Annotated in this window: 22 protein-coding genes and 1 pseudogene; 9 read left to right on the top strand and 14 right to left on the bottom strand. The window is 71.1% G+C overall.

Annotation, left to right across the window (positions count from 1 at the left end; translation table 11 throughout):
* Positions 1-26 precede the first annotated feature (26 nt).
* From NUT86_RS06980 to NUT86_RS06960, 5 genes are all read right to left on the bottom strand, one after another.
* The gene (locus NUT86_RS06980; protein ID WP_026169819.1) at positions 27-1,019 is read right to left on the bottom strand and encodes a zinc-dependent alcohol dehydrogenase family protein; all 993 of its coding nucleotides are present in this window, start codon (positions 1,017-1,019) and stop codon (positions 27-29) included.
* Complete coding sequence (locus NUT86_RS06975) at positions 1,016-1,891, bottom strand: carbohydrate ABC transporter permease (protein WP_274734161.1); 876 nt, start codon at positions 1,889-1,891, stop codon at positions 1,016-1,018. Before NUT86_RS06975 ends, NUT86_RS06980 begins: the two co-directional genes overlap by 4 nt.
* Entirely contained in the window at positions 1,888-2,871 is a 984-nt protein-coding gene (locus NUT86_RS06970) for a carbohydrate ABC transporter permease (RefSeq protein ID WP_274734159.1), read from the bottom strand. The genes NUT86_RS06975 and NUT86_RS06970 overlap by 4 nt, the downstream gene beginning before the upstream one ends.
* Positions 2,852-4,267: an ABC transporter substrate-binding protein gene (locus NUT86_RS06965; RefSeq protein WP_446750753.1), complete on the bottom strand. Its 1,416-nt coding sequence runs from the start codon at positions 4,265-4,267 to the stop codon at positions 2,852-2,854. The genes NUT86_RS06970 and NUT86_RS06965 overlap by 20 nt, the downstream gene beginning before the upstream one ends.
* A 168-nt stretch (positions 4,268-4,435) precedes the next feature.
* Positions 4,436-5,197, bottom strand: a complete 762-nt coding sequence (locus NUT86_RS06960) for a DeoR/GlpR family DNA-binding transcription regulator (protein ID WP_018090765.1) — start codon at positions 5,195-5,197, stop codon at positions 4,436-4,438.
* Positions 5,198-5,503: 306 nt separating this feature from the next.
* Between NUT86_RS06960 and NUT86_RS06955 the strand changes: the two genes are divergently transcribed.
* Complete coding sequence (locus tag NUT86_RS06955; protein WP_229838296.1) at positions 5,504-5,926, top strand: STAS domain-containing protein; 423 nt, start codon at positions 5,504-5,506, stop codon at positions 5,924-5,926.
* A gap of 36 nt (positions 5,927-5,962) precedes the next feature.
* On the opposite strand, the gene NUT86_RS06950 is transcribed toward NUT86_RS06955, so the two are convergent.
* Positions 5,963-7,363 carry a sigma factor-like helix-turn-helix DNA-binding protein gene (locus tag NUT86_RS06950; protein WP_274734155.1) on the bottom strand — a complete coding sequence of 467 codons (1,401 nt, stop codon included), beginning with the start codon at positions 7,361-7,363 and terminating at the stop codon, positions 5,963-5,965.
* 382 nt (positions 7,364-7,745) lie between these two features.
* Here NUT86_RS06950 and NUT86_RS06945 point away from each other — a divergent pair, with 382 nt between their 5' ends.
* The gene (locus tag NUT86_RS06945) at positions 7,746-8,564 is read left to right on the top strand and encodes an SAM-dependent methyltransferase (RefSeq protein ID WP_266441211.1); all 819 of its coding nucleotides are present in this window, start codon (positions 7,746-7,748) and stop codon (positions 8,562-8,564) included.
* 31 nt (positions 8,565-8,595) lie between these two features.
* Here NUT86_RS06945 and dhaM read toward each other — a convergent pair whose 3' ends face one another.
* The 4 genes from dhaM to NUT86_RS06925 all read right to left on the bottom strand — a co-directional run bounded on the left by dhaM (position 8,596) and on the right by NUT86_RS06925 (position 12,120).
* Entirely contained in the window at positions 8,596-9,033 is a 438-nt protein-coding gene (gene dhaM / locus NUT86_RS06940; RefSeq protein WP_159489521.1) for a dihydroxyacetone kinase phosphoryl donor subunit DhaM, read from the bottom strand.
* Positions 9,030-9,626, bottom strand: coding sequence for a dihydroxyacetone kinase subunit DhaL (gene dhaL / locus NUT86_RS06935; protein ID WP_093638991.1), 597 nt, complete (start codon positions 9,624-9,626; stop codon positions 9,030-9,032). Before dhaL ends, dhaM begins: the two co-directional genes overlap by 4 nt.
* Before the next feature lie 98 nt (positions 9,627-9,724).
* Entirely contained in the window at positions 9,725-10,717 is a 993-nt protein-coding gene (gene dhaK / locus NUT86_RS06930) for a dihydroxyacetone kinase subunit DhaK (RefSeq protein ID WP_274734152.1), read from the bottom strand.
* Positions 10,718-11,022: 305 nt separating this feature from the next.
* The gene (locus NUT86_RS06925) at positions 11,023-12,120 is read right to left on the bottom strand and encodes a hypothetical protein (RefSeq protein WP_274734150.1); all 1,098 of its coding nucleotides are present in this window, start codon (positions 12,118-12,120) and stop codon (positions 11,023-11,025) included.
* A gap of 55 nt (positions 12,121-12,175) precedes the next feature.
* Here NUT86_RS06925 and NUT86_RS06920 point away from each other — a divergent pair, with 55 nt between their 5' ends.
* Positions 12,176-12,604: a VOC family protein gene (locus NUT86_RS06920; RefSeq protein WP_274734149.1), complete on the top strand. Its 429-nt coding sequence runs from the start codon at positions 12,176-12,178 to the stop codon at positions 12,602-12,604.
* A gap of 113 nt (positions 12,605-12,717) precedes the next feature.
* Here the strand turns inward: NUT86_RS06920 and NUT86_RS06915 are convergent, their stop codons facing one another.
* On the bottom strand, positions 12,718-13,377 hold the full coding sequence (locus NUT86_RS06915) for an HAD family hydrolase (protein ID WP_190076371.1): 660 nt from the start codon (positions 13,375-13,377) through the stop codon (positions 12,718-12,720).
* Positions 13,378-13,577: 200 nt separating this feature from the next.
* Positions 13,578-14,174: pseudogene (locus tag NUT86_RS06910) on the bottom strand (LysE family translocator); the annotation flags it as partial.
* Between the two features lie 315 nt (positions 14,175-14,489).
* On the opposite strand from NUT86_RS06910, the gene NUT86_RS06905 reads away from it, so the two are divergent.
* The 4 genes from NUT86_RS06905 (at position 14,490) to NUT86_RS06890 (ending at position 19,254) form a co-directional block, all read left to right on the top strand.
* Complete coding sequence (locus NUT86_RS06905; RefSeq protein WP_274734146.1) at positions 14,490-16,817, top strand: bifunctional glycosyltransferase/CDP-glycerol:glycerophosphate glycerophosphotransferase; 2,328 nt, start codon at positions 14,490-14,492, stop codon at positions 16,815-16,817.
* A gap of 111 nt (positions 16,818-16,928) precedes the next feature.
* Positions 16,929-17,291 carry a hypothetical protein gene (locus tag NUT86_RS06900; protein ID WP_274734144.1) on the top strand — a complete coding sequence of 121 codons (363 nt, stop codon included), beginning with the start codon at positions 16,929-16,931 and terminating at the stop codon, positions 17,289-17,291.
* A 302-nt stretch (positions 17,292-17,593) separates the two neighbouring features.
* A complete protein-coding gene (locus NUT86_RS06895; RefSeq protein ID WP_148592865.1) occupies positions 17,594-17,974 on the top strand; it encodes a hypothetical protein in 381 nt (126 codons plus the stop codon).
* A 95-nt stretch (positions 17,975-18,069) separates the two neighbouring features.
* Complete coding sequence (locus tag NUT86_RS06890) at positions 18,070-19,254, top strand: zinc-dependent alcohol dehydrogenase (RefSeq protein WP_148592863.1); 1,185 nt, start codon at positions 18,070-18,072, stop codon at positions 19,252-19,254.
* Between the two features lie 89 nt (positions 19,255-19,343).
* Here NUT86_RS06890 and NUT86_RS06885 read toward each other — a convergent pair whose 3' ends face one another.
* Complete coding sequence (locus tag NUT86_RS06885) at positions 19,344-19,499, bottom strand: DUF6131 family protein (protein ID WP_086021831.1); 156 nt, start codon at positions 19,497-19,499, stop codon at positions 19,344-19,346.
* Positions 19,500-19,739: 240 nt separating this feature from the next.
* On the opposite strand from NUT86_RS06885, the gene NUT86_RS06880 reads away from it, so the two are divergent.
* Positions 19,740-20,195 carry an SRPBCC family protein gene (locus NUT86_RS06880; protein WP_018090748.1) on the top strand — a complete coding sequence of 152 codons (456 nt, stop codon included), beginning with the start codon at positions 19,740-19,742 and terminating at the stop codon, positions 20,193-20,195.
* A gap of 59 nt (positions 20,196-20,254) precedes the next feature.
* The gene (locus tag NUT86_RS06875) at positions 20,255-21,892 is read left to right on the top strand and encodes a phytoene desaturase family protein (RefSeq protein ID WP_159490567.1); all 1,638 of its coding nucleotides are present in this window, start codon (positions 20,255-20,257) and stop codon (positions 21,890-21,892) included.
* A 136-nt stretch (positions 21,893-22,028) separates the two neighbouring features.
* On the opposite strand, the gene NUT86_RS06870 is transcribed toward NUT86_RS06875, so the two are convergent.
* Positions 22,029-24,158 carry a SpoIIE family protein phosphatase gene (locus NUT86_RS06870; RefSeq protein ID WP_274734139.1) on the bottom strand — a complete coding sequence of 710 codons (2,130 nt, stop codon included), beginning with the start codon at positions 24,156-24,158 and terminating at the stop codon, positions 22,029-22,031.
* Between the last annotated feature and the right edge of the window lie 167 nt (positions 24,159-24,325).

The raw sequence follows: 24,325 nt of genomic DNA, 5'->3' as shown, positions 1-24,325 counted from the left end.
CCTTGCGCACCCGCCCCGGGCCCGGTTCACGGCCGTACCAGGATCTTCCGCCCCTCGCCCGCCCGGAAGCGGCCCAGCGCCTCCGCGTAGTGGTCCAGCGGGAGCCGGTCGCTGATGAAGACCTCCGGGTCCAGGGCGCCCGCCGCGAAGAGTTCCGTGGCGCGTTCATAGCTGTGCAGTACGGCCATCGAGCCGGTGATGGTGATCTCCTGGTTGTAGATGCGGTAGGGCTCGATGGTGGCGCGGGCGGCGTAGTCGGCGACGCCGAACTGGAGGAAGGTGCCGCCCTTGCCGACCCGCCCCAGGGCGTCCTGGATCGCGCGCTCGTTGCCGGTGGCGTCGATGACCACGTCCCAGCCGCGCGGGCGGTCCAGCTCGTCGGCGGAACCGGCCGCGGCGCTGCACCCCAGGGTGCGGGCGGTGGCCAGCCGCTGCGGGTTGATGTCGACGACATCGACACCGGCCGCACCGGTGCGCTTGGCGAGTTCGAGCATCATCAGGCCCATCGTGCCCGAGCCGTAGATGAGGACCCGGGTGCCCAGCTGCTGGGAGCGCAGGATGTCGTAGCCGCGCACCGCGCAGGAGAGCGGCTCGATCAGCGCCGCGTCCTCGGTACGGATGTGATCGGGCAGCTTGACGCAGTTCCCGACGGGGGCGACGGCGAACTCGGCGGCTCCGCCCGCCGTGGTCACCCCGATGGCTGCCCAGCGCTCACAGAGGTTGTTGCGGCCGATGCGGCAGTAGTGGCACTCGAAGCAGTAGAGCGAGGGGTCGACGGCCACCCGGTCGCCCTCGGCGAGCTCGGTGACGGCACTGCCGGTCGCCACGACCGTACCGGCGAACTCATGCCCGGGAACGACGGGCAGGGTGGGCGCGAACTCGCCCTGGAGGATGTGCAGATCGGTGCCGCACAGCCCGCAGGCGGCGACGGAGACCACGACCTCGCGGGGTCCGGGCGTCGGGTCCTCGACGGTGGCGACCTCGACCGTGCCGGGGGCGCTGATCACTGCGGCTTTCATTTCACGGCTCCAAGCGACAGGCCCTGGACGAGTTTGTCCTGGGCGGCGAATCCGGCGACGATCACCGGAAGGGAGATGACGGTGGCGGCGGCGCACACCTTTGCCAGGAACAGGCCCTGGCTGGTCACGAGTCCGGTCAGGAACACCGGCGAGGTGCCGGCCACGATGCCGGTCAGTACCCGGGCGAACAGCAGCTCGTTCCAGCTGAAGATGAAGGAGATCAGGGCCGTGGCCGCGATGCCCGGCATGGCGACGGGTGCCACGATCCGGGTCAGAGTGGTGGTCAGCCCGGCACCGTCGATCGAGGCGGCCTCCAGCATCTCCACCGGGACCTCGGCGAGGAACGAGCGCATCATCCACACCGCGATCGGCAGATTCATCGAGGTGTAGAGGAGGACCAGCAGCCAGATGCTGTCCAGCATCCCGGTGTTCTGCGCGACGAGGTAGATCGGCAGCAGCCCGGCCACCAGCGGCAGCATCTTCGTGGACAGGAAGAAGAAGAGGACGTCGCTCCATTTCCGTACCGGCTTGATGGCGAGGGCGTAGGCGGCGGGCACCGCCAGCAGCAGCACCAGCAGCGTGGCGACGACGGAGGCGGTCAGCGAGTTGATCAGCGGCGGCCAGGGGCTGACACCGCTGCCCTCGCCGAAGAACTCGCGGTAGCCGTGCAGACTCAGCCCGGCGCCGACGCTCGGCGGGTTGGTCGCCGCGTCCGTCTCGCTGTGGAAGGACGTCAGCACCATCCAGGCGACGGGCAGGAAGAAGCCGATCCCGCACAGCCAGGCGGCCAGGCCCAGCAGGCTGCCGGTGCGGCGCCGGCGCCGAGCGGCGGGGGAGCCGGGGCGGCGCGGGGCCAGGGGAGTGCGGTTCATCGGGTGACCTCCTCGCGCAGCAGGGACGAGACGGTGCGCAGCGCGAAGGTCGCCACCAGCAGCGAGCACAGCACCACGACGACGCCCTGCGCGGACGCCCGTCCGTAGTCATGGGCCTGGTAGAAGGTCTGGTAAATGGTGTACGGAAGGTTGGCCGTGCCGAGGCCGCCGGACGTGATGGTGAACACCGCGTCGAAGTTCTGCACGACGTACACCGTGCCCAGCAGCGCGGCCAGTTCGAGGTAGCGGCGCAGATGCGGCAGGGTCAGATAGCGGAAGATGTCGAAGGCGGAGGCGCCGTCCATCCGGGCCGCCTCGATGGCGTCCGTCGCCCGGCTCTGCAGCCCCGCCAGCAGGATCAGCATCATGAACGGTGTCCACTGCCAGATCAGCGACACCTCCACCGCGGCCAGCGGCGAATCGGTCATCCAGTCCGGCTGCGGTGGGTCATCGCTGCCGAACAGCCGCCAGATCCACGTCAGCGAGCCGTTGAGCAGCCCGTACGAGGCGTTGTACAGCGCATGCTTCCACAACAGTGCGGAGGCGACGGGGACGACCAGGAACGGCGTGATGAGCAGCGTGCGGACGATGCCGCGGCCGCGGAAACCACGGTCGAGCAGCAGCGCCAGAACCAGCCCGAGCAGCAGGCTGACCAGCACCACGGTCACGGTCAGCAGCACCGTCGTGCCCACCGAGGCCCGCATCGCCGGATCGGTGAAGACGGCCCGGTAGTTGTCGAGGGCGGCGAAACCGCGGTTCTCGGGGGCCAGCGCGTTCCAGCGGGTGAAGGAGATCACCACGGTCGCCACGAACGGGAGCTGGGTGACGATGATCAGGAAGACCAGCGCGGGAAGCAGCGGGGCGCGGCGGGCCCAGTTCTTCGCCCGCTCGGTGCGGCGGGCGCGGGCCGCGGGGCTGCCGCCGCGGGGCACGGCCCTCACCTCGGTCGCGGGGGCCGTCTCAGTGGTCCGTATAGGCATCGGACACCTCCTGCGCCGGTCGCCGGCTGTTCCTCAGGGCCTCGGACACGCTCTGCTTCCCGGCGATGGCCGAGCTGATCTCGTGGGAGACCTTGGTGCCCAGGTCGGCGAACTCGGGGATGCCGACGAACTGGATGCCGGGCGCCGGGCGCGGCTGTACGCCGGGGTCGCCGGGCCGGGCCGAGCGGATCGCCCGCTCGGTCGGGCCGGCGAACGCCCCGGACGCCTTGGCGTAGGCCGGATCGCGGTAGAGGGAGGCCCGCTTCCCGCCGGGCACCTTCGACCAGCCCAGCTCGCGGCCCACCAGCCGCTCGTAGTCCTTGCCCGAGGCCCAGCGGATGAACTTCCACGCCGCGTCCTGGTGCTTACTGGCCTTCTGTACGCCCCACGCCCAGGTGTAGAGCCAGCCCGCGTCACGGGTCCGCTCCACCGGCGCCGGTGCGTAACCGACCTTGCCCGCGACCTTGGACTCGGCGCTCTCCAGCGAACCGGCACCGGCCGTCGCGTCGTACCACATGGCGACCTTGCCCTGCTGCATGTCGTTGAGGCACTCGGTGTAGCCGGCCTGCGGGGCGCCCGCCTCACCGTGCTTGCGGACCAGGTCGACATAGAACCGGGCGGCCCGGGTGAACTCCGGGCTGTCGACCTTCGGCTGCCAGTCCTTGGTGAACCATGTCCCGCCGAAGGTGTTGACGACGGTGGACAGCGGGGCGGCCAGCTGTCCCCAGCCCGGCTGGCCGCGCAGACAGATCCCCTTCATGCCCTTGCGGAAGCCGTCCAACTTGGCTGCCAGGGCGGCCACTTGGTGCCAGGTGGGCCGTGCGGGCACGGTCAGCCCGGCCTCCTTGAGGAGGTCCTTGCGGTACATCAGGAACGAGGACTCGCCGTAGAAGGGCTGTGCGTAGATCTTGCCGTCGGCGGCCGTGAGGGAGGAGCGGACCGGGGGGAGGATGTCGCCCTGGTCGAACCCGCGGTCCTTGGCGGCACGGGTGCCCAGCTCGGTCAGCCAGCCGTTGCGGGCGTAGATGGGCGTCTCGTAGTTGCTGACGCTCGCCACGTCGTACTGCCCGGCCTGGCTGGAGAAGTCCTGGCTCATCTTGTCGCGCAGATCGTCCTCCGGCAGCACGGTGAAGTTGACCTTGATGCCGGTCTCCTTGGTGAAGTGCTCGGCGGTGAGCCGCTGCAGATCCACCATCTGCGGGTTGTTGACCATCAGGACGTTGATGCTGTGGCGGCTCTCGTTGCCCGCGTCACCGGCGCCGCGGTAGCAGCCGGTGGTGGACAGGGCCAGGGCCACGGCGAGGGCGGTCAGCCCTAGGGGGCGGCCGCCGCGGCCTGGTCCGGGGGGGCGTGCTCTCACGGCTCGTACCTTTCTGGGGACAAGAAGGACGTGCATGTCCGGCGAATGCCGCACAAGCGGCGGTTCCAGGGCGTACGGCGCCGTTCCGCGGGTACGCCCGGGAACCGTCCGACGGCCGGCGGTGCGGGCCCGGCCTTCGACGGTCTGCTGTGGGGGATGTGGTGCCGTGGTGCGGGGCCGGTCGTCCGGCGGCCCCGGCCGCGGTCAGACCCGGAGCACCTGCGGCCCCAGGAGCGAGTAGCGATGCGCCTCCGGTGCGGACAACCCCGCGTCGGTGACGATCGTGTCGAAATCACGTACCTCGGCGAACCGGCAGAAGCTGCTGGCGCCGAACTTACTGTGCACCCCGACCAGCACCCGCCGCCGTGAGGAGCGGACGGCCTGCTCCTTCACCTCGGCGACCGCCGGATCCGGGGTGGTCAGCCCGTGCTCCCGGGAGACGCCGTTCGCCCCCAGGAACGCCAGGTCGATCACGAAGCGGGCGAGCATGTCGCGGGCCCAGGACCCGACCGTCGCCTGGGTCCCGGAGCGGACCCGGCCGCCGGCCAGCAGGACGGTGGTCGATTCGGAGGCCGCGACCAGCGAGGCGGTCCGCAGCGATGCGGTGATCACGGTCAGCGGGCGGTCGGTGGGCAGCAGCGTGGCGACCAGCTCAGGGGTGTAGCCCTCGTCGACGAACACCGTCTCGGCCTCGCCGACCAGCGCCGCGGCGGCCGCCGCGATCCGGCGCTTCTCGTCGACCTGCAGGGTTTCCCGCCGGGCCAGCGTGGTCTCGAACCCGGCGCTCTCGACCGGATACGCCGCGCCGTGCGTACGCCGGACCAGGCCCCGGCGCTCCAGCTCGCTCAGATCGCGCCGGACGGTCTCGCGGGCGACCCCGAACTCCGACGCGGCCTCGGCGACCTCGACCCGGCCGGACTGCCGGGCGAGCGCGAGGATGCGTTGTTGGCGTTCCTCGGCCCTCATGGCTCACTCCTGCCGCTTTCTGTGTGCTTCGGTCTGCGTTCGGTCACGGAGCTGCCCGTTTCCGCCCGCATCAGGTTTATAGCAATCGGAGCGGCACGAAAGGCTGCCCGTAACAGCAAAAAACCTGCCCGTTTCTGCCCGCTTCAGGGCCCTGTCAGCTTGGCGCACGCACGAACGGGTGCCCGTACGGCACGTGGGGAGGGTCCGTACGGGCGCGGCGGGCCGGGGTGGCGTCCGGGGCGGCCCGTTGTGCGCCGGCGGGACACCGCGGTGGTGCAGCCGACGGCGGCGCTTAGTCTGGACGGCATGAGCTCGGAGATGCGGTCGTTGGCGGTCACTGCGATCGTGCAGGCGGAAGAGTGCGCGGTACTGCGGGTGAGCGGAGAGCTGGACCTCCGCACTGAGCAGGCCTTTCTCGCCGAGGCACGGTCGGTGGTCTCGGCCGGCCACCGCTTTCTGGTGCTCGATCTGACCGCGCTGCGCTTCTGTGACTCGCGGGGGCTGAGCTGCCTGCTCGCCCTGGAATGGCTCTGCCGGCGCCTGGAGGGCAGGCTCCTGCTGGCCTCGCTCGGCGTCCGGATGCTGCGGCTGCTGATCGGCACCCAGTCCCTCAACGTCTTCTCCTGCTACCCCACCGTCGGCCATGCGCTGACCGCGGTCCCCGACGCCAGCCGCCCGGCGTGGCCGCCCGCGGTGGACGATCCGTCCGCGGAGAAGGACGAATCCTGAGGCCGGCGGATCGGCCGGCCGGACAGGTGGGTGTGGTTACTCGGCCCGGCCGAGGTCCTGGACGAGGGTGGGCGAGGGGCGGGGGATCTCACCGAAATCCTCGTCGTCGCTGTCCACGACGAGACGGTTGATCACATTCTCCAGAACGGCCGGCAGGGTCGGGGCGAGCCCGCTGTGCCACTGGACCAGGAGGTTGTGCCGCGCCGCGTCCGGCAGCAGCTGCTTCTCGTCGAACGCGGCCACCGAGCGGCGCTCCTCGTCCGGCGCGTGGGCGGCCTGCTCGCGCCAGTAGGCGGCGTCGCGGTACTCGCCGTTGCGGCGGTGCGAGAGATACAGGCAGTAGGCGGCCGTCCGGCTGCCGGCGCCGGCACCGAAGTGCCACCAGAAGTGCGCCGCGTCGGTGCGCCCGGTGATGTGCAGCAGACAGGCGAAGACCAGCGCGCCCTCGGGGTCGATGTGATGGTCGTCGACCAGCCGTTCCAGGCTCGCCGCTGCCGCCGCGGCATTGACGACCAGCGCACACGCCAACTGGAGCTCATGGGTGGCCTCGTCGCGGGCGCTGGGATAGGTGCTGGGCGCGCCCTGGTCGGCCCGGACCGGCCGCACCGCCGTCGGCGGGCCGCCCGCGGCCCTGGCCCCCGTGTGCAGGGACGCGCCGAGGCCGCTGAGCGCCCCCGCGTCATCGAGGTCGCAGAATCCGGCCAGGTCATCGATGCCGGACACCGCCGCGGCCGCGCTGAGCAGCGTCTCGACGGTCTCCCGGCGGTCGGCGGGACGGGTGTGCCACATGGTCAGGTTCCCCCTTGTATTCCCCTGATCGATGCCGAGCGCGGCGGCGAGCTTGCGCTTGCCGCGGCTCGCGTAGGAGCGGACGGTGACTTCGTCGACGCCGAGCAGCGAGCCGATCTGTGCGTCGCTGTATCCGATGACATGGCGCAGCACAATCACGTCGCACTGCCGCTCCGGCAGCCGGGCGATGGCCGCGTACAGCCCCAACTGGCTCTCCAGCATGGCGAATTGCTGCTGGCACTCCCGCAGCAGGGCATGGGTGACGACGGCGAAGGCGGCGGTTTCGGTGAGCGCGGTGGGCTGGTGGTGGTCGTACAGCCACTCCACGACACGTTCCTTGAGGACCGACCAGGCGTACGCCTCCACCGACGCCTGCCGCAGCGCATGCGGCCACAGCCGGCCGAGCTGCCCGTACGCCGCCCGGGTCACCTCACGGGCCGCGGCCTCGCTGCCCGTGTGCAGATAGGCGTAGGTCAGCCACTTCCGCGCATGTGTGGCCAGGAACGCCTCGAAGGTGATCGACAGCTGGCGGTCGAACGGGTCCGGTGCGGGCTCCGGGAGCGCACAGCGGGGGAGTGGGCCTAACTCCGCGGTACGGACATGCGCCGGAGCGCACGCCGGTGGCGGTCGGTCCCGGTCTGCACTCACGAGCCGTCCTCGTTCCGTTTGCCGTGCACCGAGCCGGGCGCCGAGACGCCGGCGGCAGCGGGAGAGCGGTTGCCCTCACCCTCCAATGAACCGGAAAGTGTGCCCTTTTGTGGCATCGGTGAGGCAAAAATCTGCCGCTGCGTATTCATATGACTACGCATGACAGTGGCATGTGACCGCCCATGACACCGGCATGCCCCTCCGTCATGACCTCACCGGGTGCGCTCCGGCACGACCCGGGACATACGGGGCGGTGCTCTCCAACGGCCGGGCGTGCGACGGTGTTTGATGCGCTGCCCGGGGCGCGCGCGGCACATGGAACGGGCATCATGGTGCGCTGGGGAGGCGCCGGGCGGATGCCGTATTGGGGAGGCTGCGCACGATGAGCGAGCACGATTCCGTGGTGGACCTACGGCTGGACCGGGCCCACTCGTCCCGGATCTATGACTACTTCCTGGGCGGCAAGACCAACTTCCTGGCCGACCGGATGGCCGCCGGAAGCGTGCTGGGCGTCTTCCCCGCCGCGCTGGTCGCCGCCCGCATCAACCGTGAGTTCATGCACCGCGCCACCCGTGCCCTCGCCGCCTCCGGTCTGCGGCAGTTCCTCGACATCGGCACCGGCATCCCCACCCCGCCGAACCTCCATGACATCGCCCAGGACGTCGCCCCCGACGCCCGGGTCGTCTACACCGACAACGACCCGATCGTCCTCGCGCACGCCGCGGCCCTGCTGATCGGCACCGCCGAGGGCCGTACGGCATACGTCCAGGCCGACGTCAACGACCCCGAGGGCATCCTCACCGCGCCCCAGCTCCTCGACACCCTCGACCTGACCCGCCCGGTCGCGCTCAGTCTGAACGCGCTGATGCACTTCGTCCCCGACGACGGCCAGGACCGCGCCCACACCATCGTCGAGACCCTCAAGGCCGCGCTGCCCAGCGGCAGCGCCCTGGCGTTGAGCCATGCGACACCGGACTTCAGCCCCGAGGCGATGCAGAAGATCATCAAGATCTACGGCGATGCGGGCACCCGGCTCCAGTTCCGCTCCCGCGCCGAGGTCCTGCGCTTCTTCGACGGCTGGGAGCTGCTGGAACCGGGCGTCACGCTCTCCCACCAGTGGCGCCCCGACCGCCCCGAGGACGCCACCCATGTCACCGACGCGGAGGCCGCCTGTTACGCGGGCGTCGCCCGCAAACCCTGAGCGGGGCCGGCGGCCTCTCGCGCGGTGTCCCTCACTCCTTGCGGTAGCCGTACGCCTCCCCGGCCGCCGCCGCGACCGCGTCCAGATCCGCCCCGGCCGACGCGGTGACCACGGCGGCCACCGCACCCTCCACGAACGGCGCGTCCACCAGCCGTGCGCCCTCGGGGAGTTCGTCCCCCTCGGCGATCAGCGCCTTGACGGTCAGCACGGCGCTGCCCAGGTCGACCAGGATCGCCACCCCCGCACCACGGTCCACCGTCCGCGCCGCCTCGGAGATCAGCTCCGCACTCGTACCGAGACCGCCGTCCGGGGTGCCGCCCGCGGCGGCCACCGGCACCGTGTCACCGCCCCCGGCCAGCCCGACCGCCAGCGTCGCCACCGACTCCGCGACCGGCCCGCTGTGCGAGACCAGCACCACCCCGACCGGCGCGCTCCCGCCGGCCGTACCGCCCGCCGTCTGTGCGCTCACTTCGCCACCTCCGCGAGTGCCGCGAACAGCAGCGCCGAGGAGGTCGCGCCCGGATCCTGATGCCCGATGCTGCGTTCCCCCAGATAGCTCGCCCGGCCCTTCCTGGCCTGCATCGGTACGGTCGCCAGCGCACCCTCCTCGGAGGCCGTGGCCGCCGCGTCGAAGGAGGCGCTCAGTGCCGCGACGCCGGGCGTCAGCGCGTCGAGCATCGTCTTGTCACCCGGCGCCGAGCCGCCGAGCTGACCCACCGCGGTCACCCCGGCGGCCAGCGCGGCGCGCAGCTCCTCCACCGAGACCTGCGGCGCCTCGCCCAGCGTCTTGCCGGCGCGCCGCAGCAGCGTTCCGTAGAGCGGGCCGGAGGCCCCGCCCACACTGGAGATCAACTGCCGTCCGGCGGCGATCAGCACGGCACCGGGCGTCGCCGGCGGCTCCGTCTCCAGCACCTTGACCACGGCCGCAAAGCCGCGCTGCATGTTCCTTCCGTGGTCGGCGTCACCGATGGGGGAGTCCAGCTCGGTGAGCCGGTCGGCCTCCCGGTCGATGACGGCGGCCGCCGCCGTCATCCAGCGTACGAAGAACGCGGCATCCAGCACCGTTTCGGACACGGACTACTCTCCTTGGTTGTTCGGAGCACTGAGTAAAAAGCGACAGGGACAGGGGATGTACAGGGGATACGGGTACGGAGGAGCGCTCACCGTCCCCAGCGGAGCCCCGCCGTCTGCACCGGCGCGTCCCACAGCCGCAACAGCTCCCCGTCGACCTGGCACAGCGTCACCGAGCAGCCCGCCATGTCCAGCGACGTCACGTAGTTCCCGACGAGCGTACGGGCCACCGCCACGCCCCGCTCGTCGAGCACCCGGCGGACCTCCGCATTGAATCCGTACAGCTCCAGCAGCGGTGTCGCCCCCATGCCGTTGACCAGCACCAGCACCGGCAGCTTGGGGTCCAGGTCCTCCAGAATCGCGTCCACCGCGAAGTCCGCGATCTCGTGCGAGGTCATCATCGCGCGGCGCTCCCGCCCCGGCTCGCCGTGGATCCCGACGCCCAACTCCAGCTCCCCGGGGGGGAGATCGAAGGTCGGGCTGCCCTTCGCCGGGGTCGTACAGGCGCTCAGCGCCACCCCGAAGCTCCGCGACGACGCCACGACCTGCCGGGCCAGCGCCTCCACCCGCTCCAGCGGCATGCCTTCCTCGGCCGCTGCACCGGCGATCTTCTCCACGAAGAGCGTCGCCCCGGTGCCGCGCCGCCCCGCCGTGAACGTCGAGTCGGTGACCGCGACATCGTCATCGATGAGCACACTGGCCACCTGCACCCCCTCGTCCTCCGCCAGCTCCGCCGCCATCTGGAAGTTGAGTACGTCCCCGGTGTAGTTCTTCACGAGGAACAGCACGCCATGACCGCTGTCCACGGCCGCCGCGGCCCGCACCATCTGATCGGGCACCGGCGAGGTGAAGACCTCGCCCGGACAGGCGGCATCCAGCATGCCGGGCCCGACGAACCCCCCGTGCAGCGGCTCATGCCCACTGCCACCCCCCGACACCAGCGCCACCTTCTCCGCCACCGGCGCGTCCCGCCGCACGATCACCCGGTTCTCGGCATCGACCACCAGCTCCGGGTGCGCCGCCGCCATCCCACGCAGCGCATCTGTGACCACGGTTTCGGCAACGTTGATCAGCATCTTCATGGGTACCTCCTGGTGAGCTGGGCAATCAGGTCGCTGACCGGCGTTTTCCCAGGTCAGGCTGTGGTGATGCATAGCTATTGATCTTGGCGGTCTCCGGGCGGCGGGGGAAGGGGTCTGACAGTACGGATGCCGACTTCATGCTGACTCTCCTGATGGGCTGCCAGGTACGTCCCGCGCGGCCTCGGACGCGACGGGGCCCGGTGGTTCCAGTATCGGACCGTGAACGTGCCGGGGGCATTGTTACGTACGGGTGTCGTTTTGCTGCGTGTGGTGTTCACGCGGGGGAGTCGAGGGGGCTCGGTCCCTCAGGGGCGCGGCAGGCTTCGCAGGCAGGTGCTGCGCCGACGGGCGATCAGCAGCAGACCGAGGGCCGGCCCGAGCACGGTGGTCGCCAGGCACAGACCCAAGACCGTCCCGTTCCCGTAACCGATGCCGGCGGCGATGAGGCATACGGACAGGTAGCCGACGGCGAAGGCGAGCAGGCCCGGCCTGTGGACGTGTGGCTGCCACACCACGTACGGCCCAACCGCGCGGGTCGGTTCCGGGCTGGGGAGCGACCGGGTGACCGATGCGCCGCCCGGTGCACCCGCGTGCCCGTCCGGAACCGGTCCGCCGGGCGTGGCGCCCACCACGAACCGGCCGGCGTCGAGGACGAGCAGGGCCGGCTCCGACCACCCCGGCTGTCCGTCGGGCCGCGGCCTCCAGTACAGCCATCCCGACCGGTTCTCCAGCACTTCTGCGAGAGGTACGGGGTCCAGACAGCGGTCGATGTACAGGTCCCGGCCGCCGCTCGGCGCGGTCAGCCGGAGGGTGGGGCGGAGCCGGCGGTGGCGTTTCGGTCCGTCGGTGCGCCCGGGGCGAGGGAAGTGCAGGCTCGCGCCGGCGCTGGTGACGCGTGCCCGCAGCATGTGGGACCGGCGCGCGATGAGGTCGGCGTGGAAAGGGCGCAGGGAGGTGCCCTCCCGGAGGGCGAGCGCGGCGTAGCCCGCGCAGGCGCCACCGGAGAGAGCCAGGAGCAGCATTTCGTGACCGGATGCCGTGCCGTCCAGGAGGGAACGCAGCTCGTCCCGGCTCGGGCTGAGGAGGGCGCCCGCCGCGGCATTGCGGAGGAGTGCAGCGCCCAGACCCTGTCCCCCTTTCTGGCCGTCGACCGCCAGCCCGCCGACGACGCTACCGACGCCTCCGCCGAGCACGGCTCCCCGCATTCCGCCGACGACTTTGCCGATACCGAGCGCGGGTCCGGTTCCGGCGACCGAGGAGAGACCGCCCTGCCGGACCACGTCGCCGAGGTCGGTCTCGTTGGTGCGGTTCCGGTCCCGACCCGGGAGCGTCTTCTCCGTAGGCGCGGACCCGGGTCGGCAGGCTGCCGTCGGGAACGGCTCGCAGGGCCATCCTCCCGTCAACAGGCAGATCCACAGCGGCAATTGAGCGACAGGGTCCCCCTGCTAGGGTGCGCCGATGCCATCGATCAAGCAGTTCCAGGTCACCTTCGACTGCGCGGAACCTGAGCGCCTCGCTCGTTTTTGGTGCGAGGTGTTGGGGTACGTCGTACCCCCGCCACCGGAGGGGTTCGCCACTTGGGACGATTTCCACCGCTCGCTGCCGCCCGAGGATCAGGGTTCATGGTCCGCCTGCATTGATCCCTCGGGTGTGGGCCCGCGGCTGTACTTTCAGCGCGTTCCCGAAGGCAAGGTCGTCAAGAATCGGCTGCATCTTGACGTGCGGGTCGGCACCGGGCTCGTGGGTGAAGAGCGCCTCGCCGCACTCGAAGCCGAGTGCACACGCCTGGTCCCGCTCGGCGCGGTACGCGTGCAGCTGCTGTATGACGGCAACGACTCGTGCATCGTGATGCAGGACATCGAGGGCAACGAGTTCTGTATCGACTGAGCATCCTCCGGGACGGCGAGGTGGGGAGCCGTCTCCCTCAGCGCGGTTCGGCCGAGGGCCGGGCATCGGCGGGTCGGGCCGGGCTACGAAGCGGTGGTTCAGCCGGCAGGGGTCTACCCCAGTTCCCTGGCCCAGCCCAGCAATTCGGGGTCGCCCAGGCTGGTGCCCAGCCAGTCGTGGTCGAGGCCGGTCCCGGGAAGGGACGGTACGACCGCGACATAGAGTCCGGCGGCACGTGCCGCGGAGATGCCCGTGGCCGAGTCCTCGAAGGCGACGGAACGCTTCGGGGCCGCACCGAGTGCCTCACATGCCGTGAGGTAGAGGTCTGGTGCGGGCTTGGGGGAGTGCACCTCGTCGGCGGCGAACGAGTGGGTGATGTAGGGGGCGAGGCCGGCCGATTCCAGTGCTGTGTCCAGCAGTTCCCGGGGGCTGTTGCTGGCGACGGCTATGGGCACGGCGGTCCGGCAGGCGCGCACCAGCTCCGTTGCGCCGGGGAGGGCGGCGGCGCCGTGGGCCAGCTCCTTGCGGACCCGTTCCAGGAGTTCGGCGGCGAGTTCGGGACCGGCTCCGGGGCGTCCGAAGTAGTCCGCCATGGCCTCTGCCGCGGCCTCCACGGTACGGCCGATGACCAGCGCCTTCTGTTCGGGGCCGAAGGTGTGGCCGTGCGCGGCGAAAAGGGCCGTTTCCGCGATGGTCCAGCAGGGTTCGGTGTCGACCAGCAGGCCGTCACAGTCGAAGACCACGGCCTCCGTGCGGGTGGGGAGCGAGCTCATGTGTGGGTCCTTTCGCTTCGGGTGAGCTGGTTGCCTGTTCGGGGGTGGCGGCGCCGGTCGGCAGAGGCTGACACCTGACACCTGACACCTGACACCTGACACCTGAGACCTGACACCGGCCTCATGTCGCGATTTGCCGCGACAGCCTCATGCCTCGCTGTGCCTCGATCGTTCGTGTGCCGGAGGTCGTGGAGACGCCGGCGGCCCGCGGAGGGCCGTTGCAGGCGGTCCCGGAACACCCGCGCGAGGGTGATCAGCGCGCAGGCCCATATGACGGCCAGAAGGATGTGCACACCGGCCAGGAGTACGCCCGCAGTGAGATGCGAGGCGTCAGCGGGGATGAACTGCGGGAGCACCGCGACGTAGAAGGCGCCCATCTTCGGGTTGAGGAGATTGGTCGCCAGGCCCTGGCGCCAGCCGCCGAGCAGGGTGTCTTCGGTGCCTTTCCCGGTCTTGTCCTCGGTGTCGCTCCCGGTCGGCTCCGGGTACTCGTCGACCGCGTCGCGGCGCCAGGTGCCCCACAACAGCCTGCCGCCCATCCACACCAGATACGCGGCCCCGGCCCAACGCAGCGTCTCGTAGGCGAGGTGAGAGGCGGTCAGCAGCGCGGTGATGCCGAGCGAGGTGAGTACGCCCCAGACCAGGGTGCCGCTCTGGATTCCGAGGACCACGCCCCAGGCGCGACGACGGTTCCCGAGGGCGGCAGTGCGCAGGATGAGCGCGGTGTCCAGGCCGGGGGTGAGGGTGAGCAGTCCCACCATCAGAGCGAAAGCCCACAAGGCGTCCATGGCGATCATGGACGCCGACCCTATGTCGGGAGTCGCGAAACATCTACTTTTCTGCCCGGAATCGGGCAGGAATTGAGCTTAGGGCGGGGTGTGGGCGTGCTGCGGAGGGGGCGAGTGGCCGCGTCACCGGGCTGAGCGGTCCGTGCCCCGCGGCAGGTGGGCGGGCTGATGTGTACGACAGGCCCGGGATGTCGTGTGAGGGGTACAACAGGGATTTTGTGCAGGTGGGGCACAACCCTTTGGGGGCGTCGGCTGTCCCACTCCCCGTCACGAAAACTTCAGGCCTTCGTCTTGAGGCCGACACCTTCGAGGAGCACCGCCGCCATGCCCGAGACGGGCCTCAGATCCGCCCCGCGCTTCAGCATCATCGTTCCGGTTTACCACGTGCAGGGCTATCTCCGTGCGTGCCTGGACTCTTTGCTGGCGCAGGACTTCACCGACTTCGAGGTCATCGCGGTCGACGACTGCTCGCCGGACCGCAGCGGCGAGATCCTGGCGGAGTTCGCCGCCCGCGACCCGCGGGTGATCCACGTGCGCCACGAGGAGAACGGCGGCATCGGCGCGGCCCGGAACACGGGCGTGGAGCGGGCGCGCGGGGACTACCTGCTGTTCCTCGACAGTGATGACACCTATACCCCGGGCGCGCTGCGGGCCATGGCCGACCGTCTGGGGGCGTCGGAGGACCCGGACCTCCTGCTCTTCGATCATGTGCGGACCTACTGGTGGCACGCGGTCAAGCCGAGTGCCGTCCGGGAACTCCTCGCCGAGGCCGGGGCGGACGTCTTCAAGCCCGCCGAGCGCACCGAGTTCCTGCATATGTTCGCGGTGGTGTGGAACCGGGCGTTCCGGCGGGACTTCTTCGTGGACAACGGCTTCCGGTACACCGACGGGCTCTACGAGGACGCCCTGATGGTCTACACGACCATGCTCACCGCCGAGCGGGCCGTGTGCCTGGACCACGCCTGTGTGGAATACCGCCAGCGCCGTCACGGCAATTCCATGAAGACGCCGGGCCGGAAGCACTTCACGATATTCGAGCAGTACCAGCGGCTCTTCGACTTTCTCGACGGCCGGCCGGACCTCGATCATCTGCGGCCGCTGTTCTTCGAGCGTATGGTCAGCCACTTCCTGTTCACCGGCGCGCGCGAGAGCCGGGTGGTCGTCCAGGACCGTCCGGAGTTCTTCCGTCGTTCCGTGGCGATGTACCGGCGGCACAAGCCCGCCGGATTCACCCCGCCCCCGGAGGTCGACGCCCTGCAGTTCCAGGCGCTGGAACGCGGTTCGTACCGTGTGTTCCAGGCCCTGAACCTGGTGAGCCGTACCCGGCAGCGCGGGCAGCAGCGTTTGCGCAAGGCCCAGCGTGCGATGAGCAAGCGGGCCTCGACGCGCTTCTACCGGATGGAGCTGAAGCGCCCCATCGACCAGAATCTCGCTGTCTTCAGCGCCTACTGGAACCGCACTCCGTCCTGCAATCCGCTCGCGGTCTACGAAAAGGCCAAGGAGCTGGCCCCGCATCTGCACGGGGTGTGGGTCGTGCGCGAGGACGTCGTGGACACGGTGCCGGACGGTATGGACCATGTCGTCGTCAACACCCAGCGCTACTGGGAATTGATGGCGCGGGCGAAGTACTTCGTCAACAACGTCAACTTCGCCGACGATGTGGTCAAGCGCAAGGGCCAGGTCCATATCCAGACCCACCACGGCACTCCGCTCAAGCGGATGGGGATCGACCAGCAGAAGTACCCGGCAGCCGCCAAGGGAATGAGCATGCACAAGCTGCTCGAACGCGCCGACCGCTGGGACCTGTCGGTCTCCTCGAACCAGCACACCAGCGAGCAGTGGGAGCGGGTCTACCCCTGCAGCTTCACCTCGATCGACGCCGGCTATCCGCGCAATGACGTCTTCTTCCGGACCGGGGCCCGGGAAATACGGGAAATCCGTGACCGCTTGGGCATCGCACCGGGCAGCACAGCGGTTCTCTACGCCCCGACGGTGCGCGACTACCAGGTCGGCTATGTGCCGCAGCTGGACCTGGAGAAAATCACCCGCGAACTCGGCCCGGACATCGTCCTGTTGGTCCGTACGCACTACTTCTACGGCCAGAACCCGCAACTGCAGGAACTCCAGGAGCAGGGTGCGCTGATCGATGTCTCCCGGCACCCCTCGGTCGAGGAGCTGTGCCTCGCCGCGGACGCGCTGATCACGGACTACTCGTCGATCATGTTCGACTACGCCAACCTCGACCGGCCGATCATCAACTACGCCGATGACTGGGAGACCTACGTCCGCTCCCGCGGTGTCACCTTCGACCTGCTGTCAGGAAAGCCGGGAGACACCCCCGGGATCGTCGCCACCACGGAGGACGAGCTGATCGAGGCGTTCCGCAGCGGCCGCTGGAAGGGCACCGAGGCCGCCGAGCTGCGTGCCGCGTTCCGCGCCCGCTTCTGCATGTGGGACGACGGCCACGCCGCCGAGCGGGTGGTCAACCGGGCCTTCCTGGGCAGCCAGGACCTGATCCCGGCCCCTCTTCCGCTGTCCGAGCGCACTGTCGCGCCTGCACCGCACGAGGCCGAGCGCACCGCGGAGGGCGTCGTCCTCGCGTCCGGGGCGGGCGCCTCTTCCGGCCGGCCGGAAGTCGAGCTGAGCAGCTGACGGAGGGGTACGCCGGTCCGGAGCCCGGGCCGGCGCCACGCTCAGGTGTGAGCAGAGGCGGACCGGGCACGCGCAGCCGTGAACCATGAGGCGACCGGAAGGGGCTGGCGCATGCTGACGGCACACCCCGTGCTGCTGACGGATCTCACCGAGGAGTACGCGGCACCGGAGGCGCGGTCCGCGCGGCAAAGCCGTGCCGGCGTACGCAGGCGGCCGGCGGGCGTCGCGACCCTCCGGCCGGATCACGAGGTGCCGGATCACAAGCTGCCGGACCGCGAGGTGCCGGATCACGGAGGGCCGGATCACGGGGTGCCGGATCCGCCCCCGCCGGGCCCGCTGGACCCCGTCCACCCCAAGCCCCAGCCGCCGCCGGTCCCCGCCCCGGAGCCGGAGCCCGCACCACGGCCCGGCTCCGACCGCGGCGCTCCCGCAGATGCGGCGCCCGGCACGGCGGGCGCGGGACGGCCTGCGTAACTCCCCGGTACGACACCGCGCCGGCTGCTCCCCGGCTGCTCCCCGGCTCGTGCCGCGCCGTCGCGCCTCCGTCCTGCCGCCGGCCCACGGATGACCGCCGCGGCAGGGCGGAGATGCGGATGATCCCGATGCCCTTCAGCCTGGAGGTACGGGAGTCTCCGACGCAGGCGACGTGGGAGCCGGCCCGGCATGGGCATCGTGTCCATCCAGAGGCTTTGCGCATGGCGAGGACGGTGCGCCGCTCCGCACGCAGGGCGTGGTCCGGTGGCGACCGTCGGCGACGCGCAACGTAGGGAGCAGCAGTGACCAGACACCGCAAGTCCTCGGACCCGAAGAGGGGCGAGGGCCAGAGCATGCACAAGGGAACCGAGCAGCACGGCTGGTCGCCCGACGTCGACCAGACCGAGCAGCAGAAGAACGAGAGCGCCCACCGGTCCTTCCACCCGGAGGAGTACGCGCCCGAGAAGGATCGCGGCGAGAAGGGCCGCGGCAAGGAGTCCGGCGGACAGGAGAAGGTCCCTCCGGCGAGCGAGGTCAAGAGCGAGACGGCTGCGGGCGAGCGGCGAGCTGCCGAAACCGATGAGAAAGGCATGCGGGACATGGGACCCAAGGGCCCCTCGCGCAGGCCCAGCGGAGGCAGGGACGCGGAGGCGCACACCGGGGTCGACCCGCAGAATCCCTGAGGACCCGGCGGCCCGGCACCCCTGAGGTCACGGCTGCCCGACGCAAGGCGGGGCGGATTCCGTCATGAGTCCGCCCTGCTTCCTGAGGAGCGACGATGAGAGCTCTGACGTGGCACGGCAAGCGCGACGTACGTGTGGACACGGTCCCCGACCCCAAGATCGAGGATCCGACGGACGTCATCGTGCGTATCACCTCCACCGGTATCTGCGGCTCGGATCTGCACCTCTACGAGGTCCTCGGCCCCTTTCTCGATCCGGGTGACATCCTCGGCCACGAGCCGATGGGCCTCGTCGAAGAGGTCGGGCCCGAGGTCACGGCCGTGTCCGTCGGTGACCGGGTGGTGGTGCCGTTCAATGTCTCCTGCGGCACCTGCTGGATGTGCGCGCAGGGGCTCCATTCGCAGTGCGAGACCACCCAGGTCAAGGACCGGGGGATGGGTGCCGCCCTCTTCGGGTTCTCCAAGCTCTATGGTCAAGTGCCGGGCGGACAGGCCGAGTTGCTGCGGGTTCCGTTCGGCAACACGCTGCCCGTGAAGGTGCCGCACGGCCCGCCGGACCAGCGGTTCGTCTATCTCTCCGACGTTCTGCCCACCGCTTGGCAGTCCGTCGCCTACGCCGATGTCCGCCCCGGCGGCACGGTCACCGTGCTCGGTCTCGGCCCGATCGGCGACATGGCCGCCCGGATCGCGCTGCACAAGGGCGCGAGCAAGGTCATCGGCGTCGACCTCGTCCCCGAACGCCTCGCCCGCGCCCGCGACCGCGGCGTCCACACCCTCGATCTGAACGAGTACGGGAAGGATGTGGCGGAGGAGATCCGCCGGCTGACCGACGGACGTGGCACCGACGCCGTCATCGAGGCGGTCGGCATGGAGGCCCATGGGGCTCCGCTGGTGCGGGCCGCCCAGAATCTCGCCGGTCTGCTGCCCGACGCACTGGGGGAGAAGGTGATGGGCCGCGCGGGCGTGGACAGCATGACGGCGTTCAACACCGCGGTCGACGCGGTCCGCCGCGGCGGCACGATCTCGCTCATCGGTGTCTACGGAGGGAACGTCGACCCGGTACCGATGCTCACCCTGTTCGACAAGCAGATCCAACTGCGCATGGGGCAGGCCAACGTCAGACGGTGGGTCGACGACATCATGCCCCTGCTCAACGACGAAGACGTCCTCGGTGTGGACGGCTTCGCCACCCACACCCTGCCTCTTGAGGACGGTCCGCAGGCCTACAAGACCTTCCAGGCGAAGGAGGACGGCATGATCAAGACCGTCCTCACGCCCTGACCGCGCCGCGGCGGCGGATCAGCGATTCCGCCGCCGCACACGTCGGTGGGGCCGCCCGGACTCCGTGCGGGCCCACCGACGCAGCCTGGCTAGTAGTAGTGCTTGCGGCCGGCGACCGCATGCCCCAGTGCGCCGAGGATCCAAAGGATCGCGCCGATGACCGCGAGAATGATTCCGATGGTCCACAGAATGCCGATGCCGGTCAGAAACCCGACAACGAGCAGGATGATTCCGAGAATGATCACGATCCGCTCCGATCTGGCACGTGCGAACACGTGTGTATTCATTACTTTGATCCCGAATTGTCCGCGGGGCAACTGCGCACGGACCGGGGCCGGCCCCAGCGGCCCGCCACGCCGGGCGCCCTGATTGCCTGAGTCCGTGGCGTGGGCACCTCGTACCGCTCGGCAGGCCGGGCCCGGAGGCGCGTTCTACGCTGGGTGGGGAAGCCGGCGCCCGAGATGCGGTGAGGCGGTGGAAGGCTCGTGGCGGTACGACACCAGCTGATCAAGCGGTCTCCCGAGGAGCTGTGGGCGGTACTCGCCGACCGCTCCCGTTACGAGGACTGGGTGGTCGGCACCGCTCGCTCCCGGCCGAAGGACGGCAACTGGCCGGAGGTCGGCGCCACGCTCGAATACACGGTGCGCCTGGGGCCCTGGGACGTCACCGGCTGCACCACCGTCCGCCACAGCGTCCCGCCGCGCACACTCGAACTCGAGGTGGACAGCGGCCGGCTGGGCACCGCCCGGATCGCCATCGAGGTACGCCCCTGGGGCGCCGATTCCCTGGTCATCATCGATGAACACCCGCTGGCCGGGCCCGGCGGACGGCTGCACAACGGGGCCCTCGACCTCCTGTTGCAGCTGCGCCACCGCAGCATGCTCAGCAGGCTGGCCGCAGTGGCCGAACAGGCGCCGGTCCGCGCATCCAGCGGAGCCTGACCGCCGCCCCGCCCGGTGGCGGGCCGGGCGCACCACGGCCGGGTGGACAGGAGGCAGCGATGCCGGACGCAGTGGTGATCGGTGCCGGACCCAACGGACTTGTCGCGGCGAACCTGCTGGCCGACGCCGGGTGGACGGTGGAGGTGCTGGAGCAGCAGGACGAGCCGGGCGGCGCGGTCCGCAGCGACCGTGCGGTGCACCCCGACTTCGTCAACGACCTGTGCAGTTCGTTCTATCCCCTGGCCGCCGCCTCCCCGGTAATCGCCGCCCTGGACCTGTACGAGGAGGGGCTGGTCTGGAGCCATGCGCCCCAGGTGCTGGCCCATCCGCTGAGCGACGGCCGCTGCGCGCTGCTGGGGCGCACCACCGCCGACACGGCGGCGGGGCTGGAGACCTTCGGCACGGGCGACGGCGCGGCCTGGCAGGAGCTGTGCGGCGTCTGGGACCGCGTCGGCAGTGACCTCCTCGACGCGCTGTTCACCCCGTTCCCGTCGCTGCGTGCCCTGGCCCGGCTCGCCGCCCGGGTCCGCGGGGCTGGCGGGCTGCGGCTGGCGCGGACGATGCTGCTGCCCGTACGGCGCCTGGGTGAGGAGGAGTTCCGCGGCGAGGCGGGCCGGCTGCTGCTGGCGGGCAACGCCCTGCACACCGACCTCACCCCCGAGGCCGCGGGCAGCGGCGGCTTCGGATGGCTGATGTCGATGCTCGGCCAGAGCTACGGCTTTCCGGTGCCGGCCGGTGGCGCCCAGTCGCTCACCTCGGCCCTGGTGCGGCGACTGCAGCGCCGGGGCGGGGTGCTGCGCTGCGGGGAGCGGGTCGATGAGGTCGTCGTACGCTCCGGGCGCGCGGTGGCGGTGCGTACCGCGATCGGGGAGACGGTGCCGGGCCGCCGCGCCGTGGTGGCGGATGTGTCCGTGCCCGCCCTGTACGGCCGGCTGGTCGACTCCCGGCATCTCCCTTACCGGCTGCCCGGGGACCTGCGGCGCTTCCAATGGGACTTCGCCACCTTCAAGGTGGACTGGGCGCTGGGCGGCCCGGTGCCGTGGACCGCCGAGGCCGCCGCCACCGCGGGCACCGTGCATCTGGCCGACGGAATGGACGAACTCACCCGCTTCACCGCCCAGATCGCCGCGGGGCGGGTGCCCGACCGGCCCTTCGCCCTGTTCGGCCAGATGACCACCGCGGATGCCACCCGCTCCCCGCCGGGCACCGAGGCCGCCTGGGCCTACACCCATGTACCTCACCGGATCCGGGGGGATGCGGGGGAGGACGGGATCGGCGGGGCCTGGGGCCCGGGGGACCAGGAGGCGATGGCGGACCGCCTGGAGGAGCAGGTCGAGCGCTTCGCGCCCGGCTTCCGGTCCCGGATCAAGGCGCGCCGCATTCTCGCCCCGCCCACGTTCGAGGCGATGGACGCCAATTTGTACGGGGGAGCCCTCAACGGCGGTACGGCCGCCCTCCACCAGCAGCTGGTGTTCCGGCCGCTGCCGGGTCTCGCCCGCCCGGAAACCCCGGTGGCGGGCCTCTATCTGGCCTCCGCCGGGGCACATCCGGGTGGCGGGGTGCACGGCGCCCCCGGCGCCAACGCGGCCCGCGCGGCGCTGCGCACCCGCACGCCGAGCGGTGTCCTCAGCCGGGCCCAGCGTGCCCTCCACCGCGGCGGCGCACCGCTGCGGGCTCCGAGGGAGGGCGGGTGGTGAGCGGGGCGAGTGCACGGCATGGGGAGCGGAGGCGGTGACTACGGGGTGCCGGTGGGCACGAGCGGGCTCCGCCGGCCGATCCTCCGTCAACTCCCTTCAAAACACGTGTAGGTGACTTGTCGTCAGATTCCCGCGCTCAAGTGATCGGACCGACCGGCAGCGCGGCCAGCAGCATCAGCGCCACGTCGTCCTGCCGGTCCGCATCGCCGTGCCGGTTCTCCAGGAGGGCGTCGGCGAGGCGGTCCGGGCCCAGCGGCGGCGCGTCGTTGAGGCGGGCGGCGAGGTCGGCGACGGAGCGGTCCGGATCGGCGCCCGGCGTTTCGATCAGGCCGTCGGTGTAGAGCGCCAGGACGGACTTCGGCGGCAGGGTGATCTCCGTGGTGGAGTACCGGGCCGCGGGGTCGATGCCCAGCAGCAGTCCCGGCGGCACATGCAGCACCGTGGTGTGCCGGCCGGGGTGGCGGAGCAGCGGCGGTGGGTGGCCGGCGCAGGCCAGGCACGCCCGGCGGGTACGCAGATCGATGTGGACGTACAGGCAGCTGGTGAACAGCCCCGGGTCCAGATCGGTCAGCAGCCGGTTCGTACGGGCCAGGACCTCGCCCGGCGCGGCACCGGCGGTGGCATAGGCGCGGACGGCGGTGCGGACCTGCCCCATGAGGGCGGCGGCCGCCGCGTTGTGGCCCTGCACATCACCGATGACGGCGGCGACGCTGTCCTCGTCGAGGCGGATCAGATCGTAGAAGTCGCCGCCGATGTCCATACCGCGGGTCGACGGCAGATAACGGGCGGCGACGGCGAACCCCGGCACCTTGGGCAGCCCGTGCGGCAACAGGCCGGCCTGCAGATCGTGCGCCAGCTGGTGCTTGGTGTCGTAGAGCCGGGCCCGGTCCAGCGCCTGGGCGATCAGCCCCGCCAGTGAGGTGAGGACCTGGCGTTCCTCCAGGCTGAAGGTGCGGGGCCGGGTGTACGAGAGGATGCAGCAGCCGACCGGGCGGCCGGACACGATCAGCGGCAGCACGGCGCGCGCCGCCTTGCCCGTCAGACGCGGCAGCCCCGGGTAATCGCGTTCCATCTCCTCGGGGGAGGTGAAGAAGCTGGGCTCCCCCGTGGCGAGGGCGTGCACGGCGGGGCTGTTGGCGGCGCCGAGGGCGACCCCTTCGAAGGCGGCCACCGCCTCGGCGGGGTACCCGCGATGCCCGATGGTCCGCAGCCGGCCCGCCTCCGCCACGTACATGATCATGCCTTGGGCGCCGAACGCCGGCACGATCTGGTCGGCGACGAGACCGACGACGTCCTGAGTGCCGACGGCCTCGGTGAGGGCGGCCGCGAGATGCAGTACGTGGTAGATCTGGCCGGCCCGCACGGGCAGCACCTCCCCCTGGGCGGGGGCGGGCTCCACCGGGCCGTAGTCCTTGTCCGACGGGCTGATCCACACGCTCAGGCCCCTGGCGTCCGGGAACAGCCGGAAGGTGAGCCAGTGGTGCGGTGGCCTGCTGGCGGTGAACGACGTCGGCCGGCGGCTGATCACCGCGGCGCGGTAGCGGTCCTCGAAGACCGGGTCGCGCAGCCACGGCAGGACCTCCCAGGGGCGCGAGCCGATCAGCCGGGTGCCCTTCTCGCCGAGCAGCTCCGTCGCGCCCTTCGTGACCAGGGTGATCCGTCCCTCCAGGTCGAGGGCGCAGCAGCCGCCGGGCAGCCGTTCCAGGTAGTCGGCCGCCGCCAGCGCCTCGTCCGGGCTCACGGCCCGCACCGGCGGCGGTGTGCGGACCCGCGGTGCCTCGGCCGGACCGGAGCCGTCGGACCGGGGCAGCTCCGCCAGCAGCGCGGCCAGGCGCCCGCACGCGGCCTCCACCGCCCCGCGTTCCTCCGCCGACAGCCGCGGCGCATGGCCGGCGGGCCACAGCAGCAGCAAGGCGCCCCGGCTGCCGGCCGGGCCGCTGACCGGAGCCGCCGCCAGCGAGAAGTCGTACGGCACCGCCACCGCCGTACGGGGGAAGTCGCGGGCCATCTGCTGCTGGCCGCCCACCCACACCAGGCGCTGTTCGCGGGTGGCGACGGCGACCGGGATGGGGGCTGCCAGCGCGACGCGGTCCCACGGTGCCAGGAACGGCGCCGGCACCCCGCTCATGACGGTCAGCTGCAGGACCGGCGCGTCGGCCGCCAGCACATAGACCCCGCCGGCGGACGCCCCGCTCTCCTGCATCGCTCGCAGCAGCGCCCGGCCCACGGGGTCGTCCACCGGGCCGGACCCGGTCCCGCCGGTCATCGCGCACCTGCCCACAGCTGTCGTCGCGCCATCGAGACCCACTCCGGCCCGCCGGTGTCTCCCCGTGCCGAGACCGTCATGACGTCTCTCCCGGGACACTGCTGACGTTACGCCGCCCACCGGGCCGCGGCACTCGCTGCCGGTGTCCGGTCCGCTGCCCGCGGGAC

The organism is Streptomyces sp. G7(2002) (assembly GCF_028870195.1).
In the GTDB taxonomy this organism is placed as follows: domain Bacteria; phylum Actinomycetota; class Actinomycetes; order Streptomycetales; family Streptomycetaceae; genus Streptomyces; species Streptomyces nigrescens.
This window is presented reverse-complemented; position numbering and strand designations above follow the sequence as displayed.

What these genes read in the sequence shown, in the direction of transcription:
- NUT86_RS06960 (WP_018090765.1), bottom strand. Translation starts at nt 5,197, where the DNA reads ATGAGGGCCGAGGAACGCCAACAACGCATCCTCGCGCTCGCCCGGCAG.
- NUT86_RS06965 (WP_446750753.1), bottom strand. Translation starts at nt 4,267, where the DNA reads ATGCACGTCCTTCTTGTCCCCAGAAAGGTACGAGCCGTGAGAGCACGC.
- NUT86_RS06870 (WP_274734139.1), bottom strand. Translation starts at nt 24,158, where the DNA reads ATGACCGGCGGGACCGGGTCCGGCCCGGTGGACGACCCCGTGGGCCGG.
- NUT86_RS06945 (WP_266441211.1), top strand. Translation starts at nt 7,746, where the DNA reads ATGAGCGAGCACGATTCCGTGGTGGACCTACGGCTGGACCGGGCCCAC.
- NUT86_RS06970 (WP_274734159.1), bottom strand. Translation starts at nt 2,871, where the DNA reads ATGCCTATACGGACCACTGAGACGGCCCCCGCGACCGAGGTGAGGGCC.
- dhaK (WP_274734152.1), bottom strand. Translation starts at nt 10,717, where the DNA reads ATGAAGATGCTGATCAACGTTGCCGAAACCGTGGTCACAGATGCGCTG.
- NUT86_RS06890 (WP_148592863.1), top strand. Translation starts at nt 18,070, where the DNA reads ATGAGAGCTCTGACGTGGCACGGCAAGCGCGACGTACGTGTGGACACG.
- NUT86_RS06905 (WP_274734146.1), top strand. Translation starts at nt 14,490, where the DNA reads ATGCCCGAGACGGGCCTCAGATCCGCCCCGCGCTTCAGCATCATCGTT.
- NUT86_RS06955 (WP_229838296.1), top strand. Translation starts at nt 5,504, where the DNA reads ATGAGCTCGGAGATGCGGTCGTTGGCGGTCACTGCGATCGTGCAGGCG.
- NUT86_RS06980 (WP_026169819.1), bottom strand. Translation starts at nt 1,019, where the DNA reads ATGAAAGCCGCAGTGATCAGCGCCCCCGGCACGGTCGAGGTCGCCACC.
- NUT86_RS06875 (WP_159490567.1), top strand. Translation starts at nt 20,255, where the DNA reads ATGCCGGACGCAGTGGTGATCGGTGCCGGACCCAACGGACTTGTCGCG.
- NUT86_RS06915 (WP_190076371.1), bottom strand. Translation starts at nt 13,377, where the DNA reads ATGAGCTCGCTCCCCACCCGCACGGAGGCCGTGGTCTTCGACTGTGAC.
- NUT86_RS06975 (WP_274734161.1), bottom strand. Translation starts at nt 1,891, where the DNA reads ATGAACCGCACTCCCCTGGCCCCGCGCCGCCCCGGCTCCCCCGCCGCT.
- NUT86_RS06920 (WP_274734149.1), top strand. Translation starts at nt 12,176, where the DNA reads ATGCCATCGATCAAGCAGTTCCAGGTCACCTTCGACTGCGCGGAACCT.
- NUT86_RS06900 (WP_274734144.1), top strand. Translation starts at nt 16,929, where the DNA reads ATGCTGACGGCACACCCCGTGCTGCTGACGGATCTCACCGAGGAGTAC.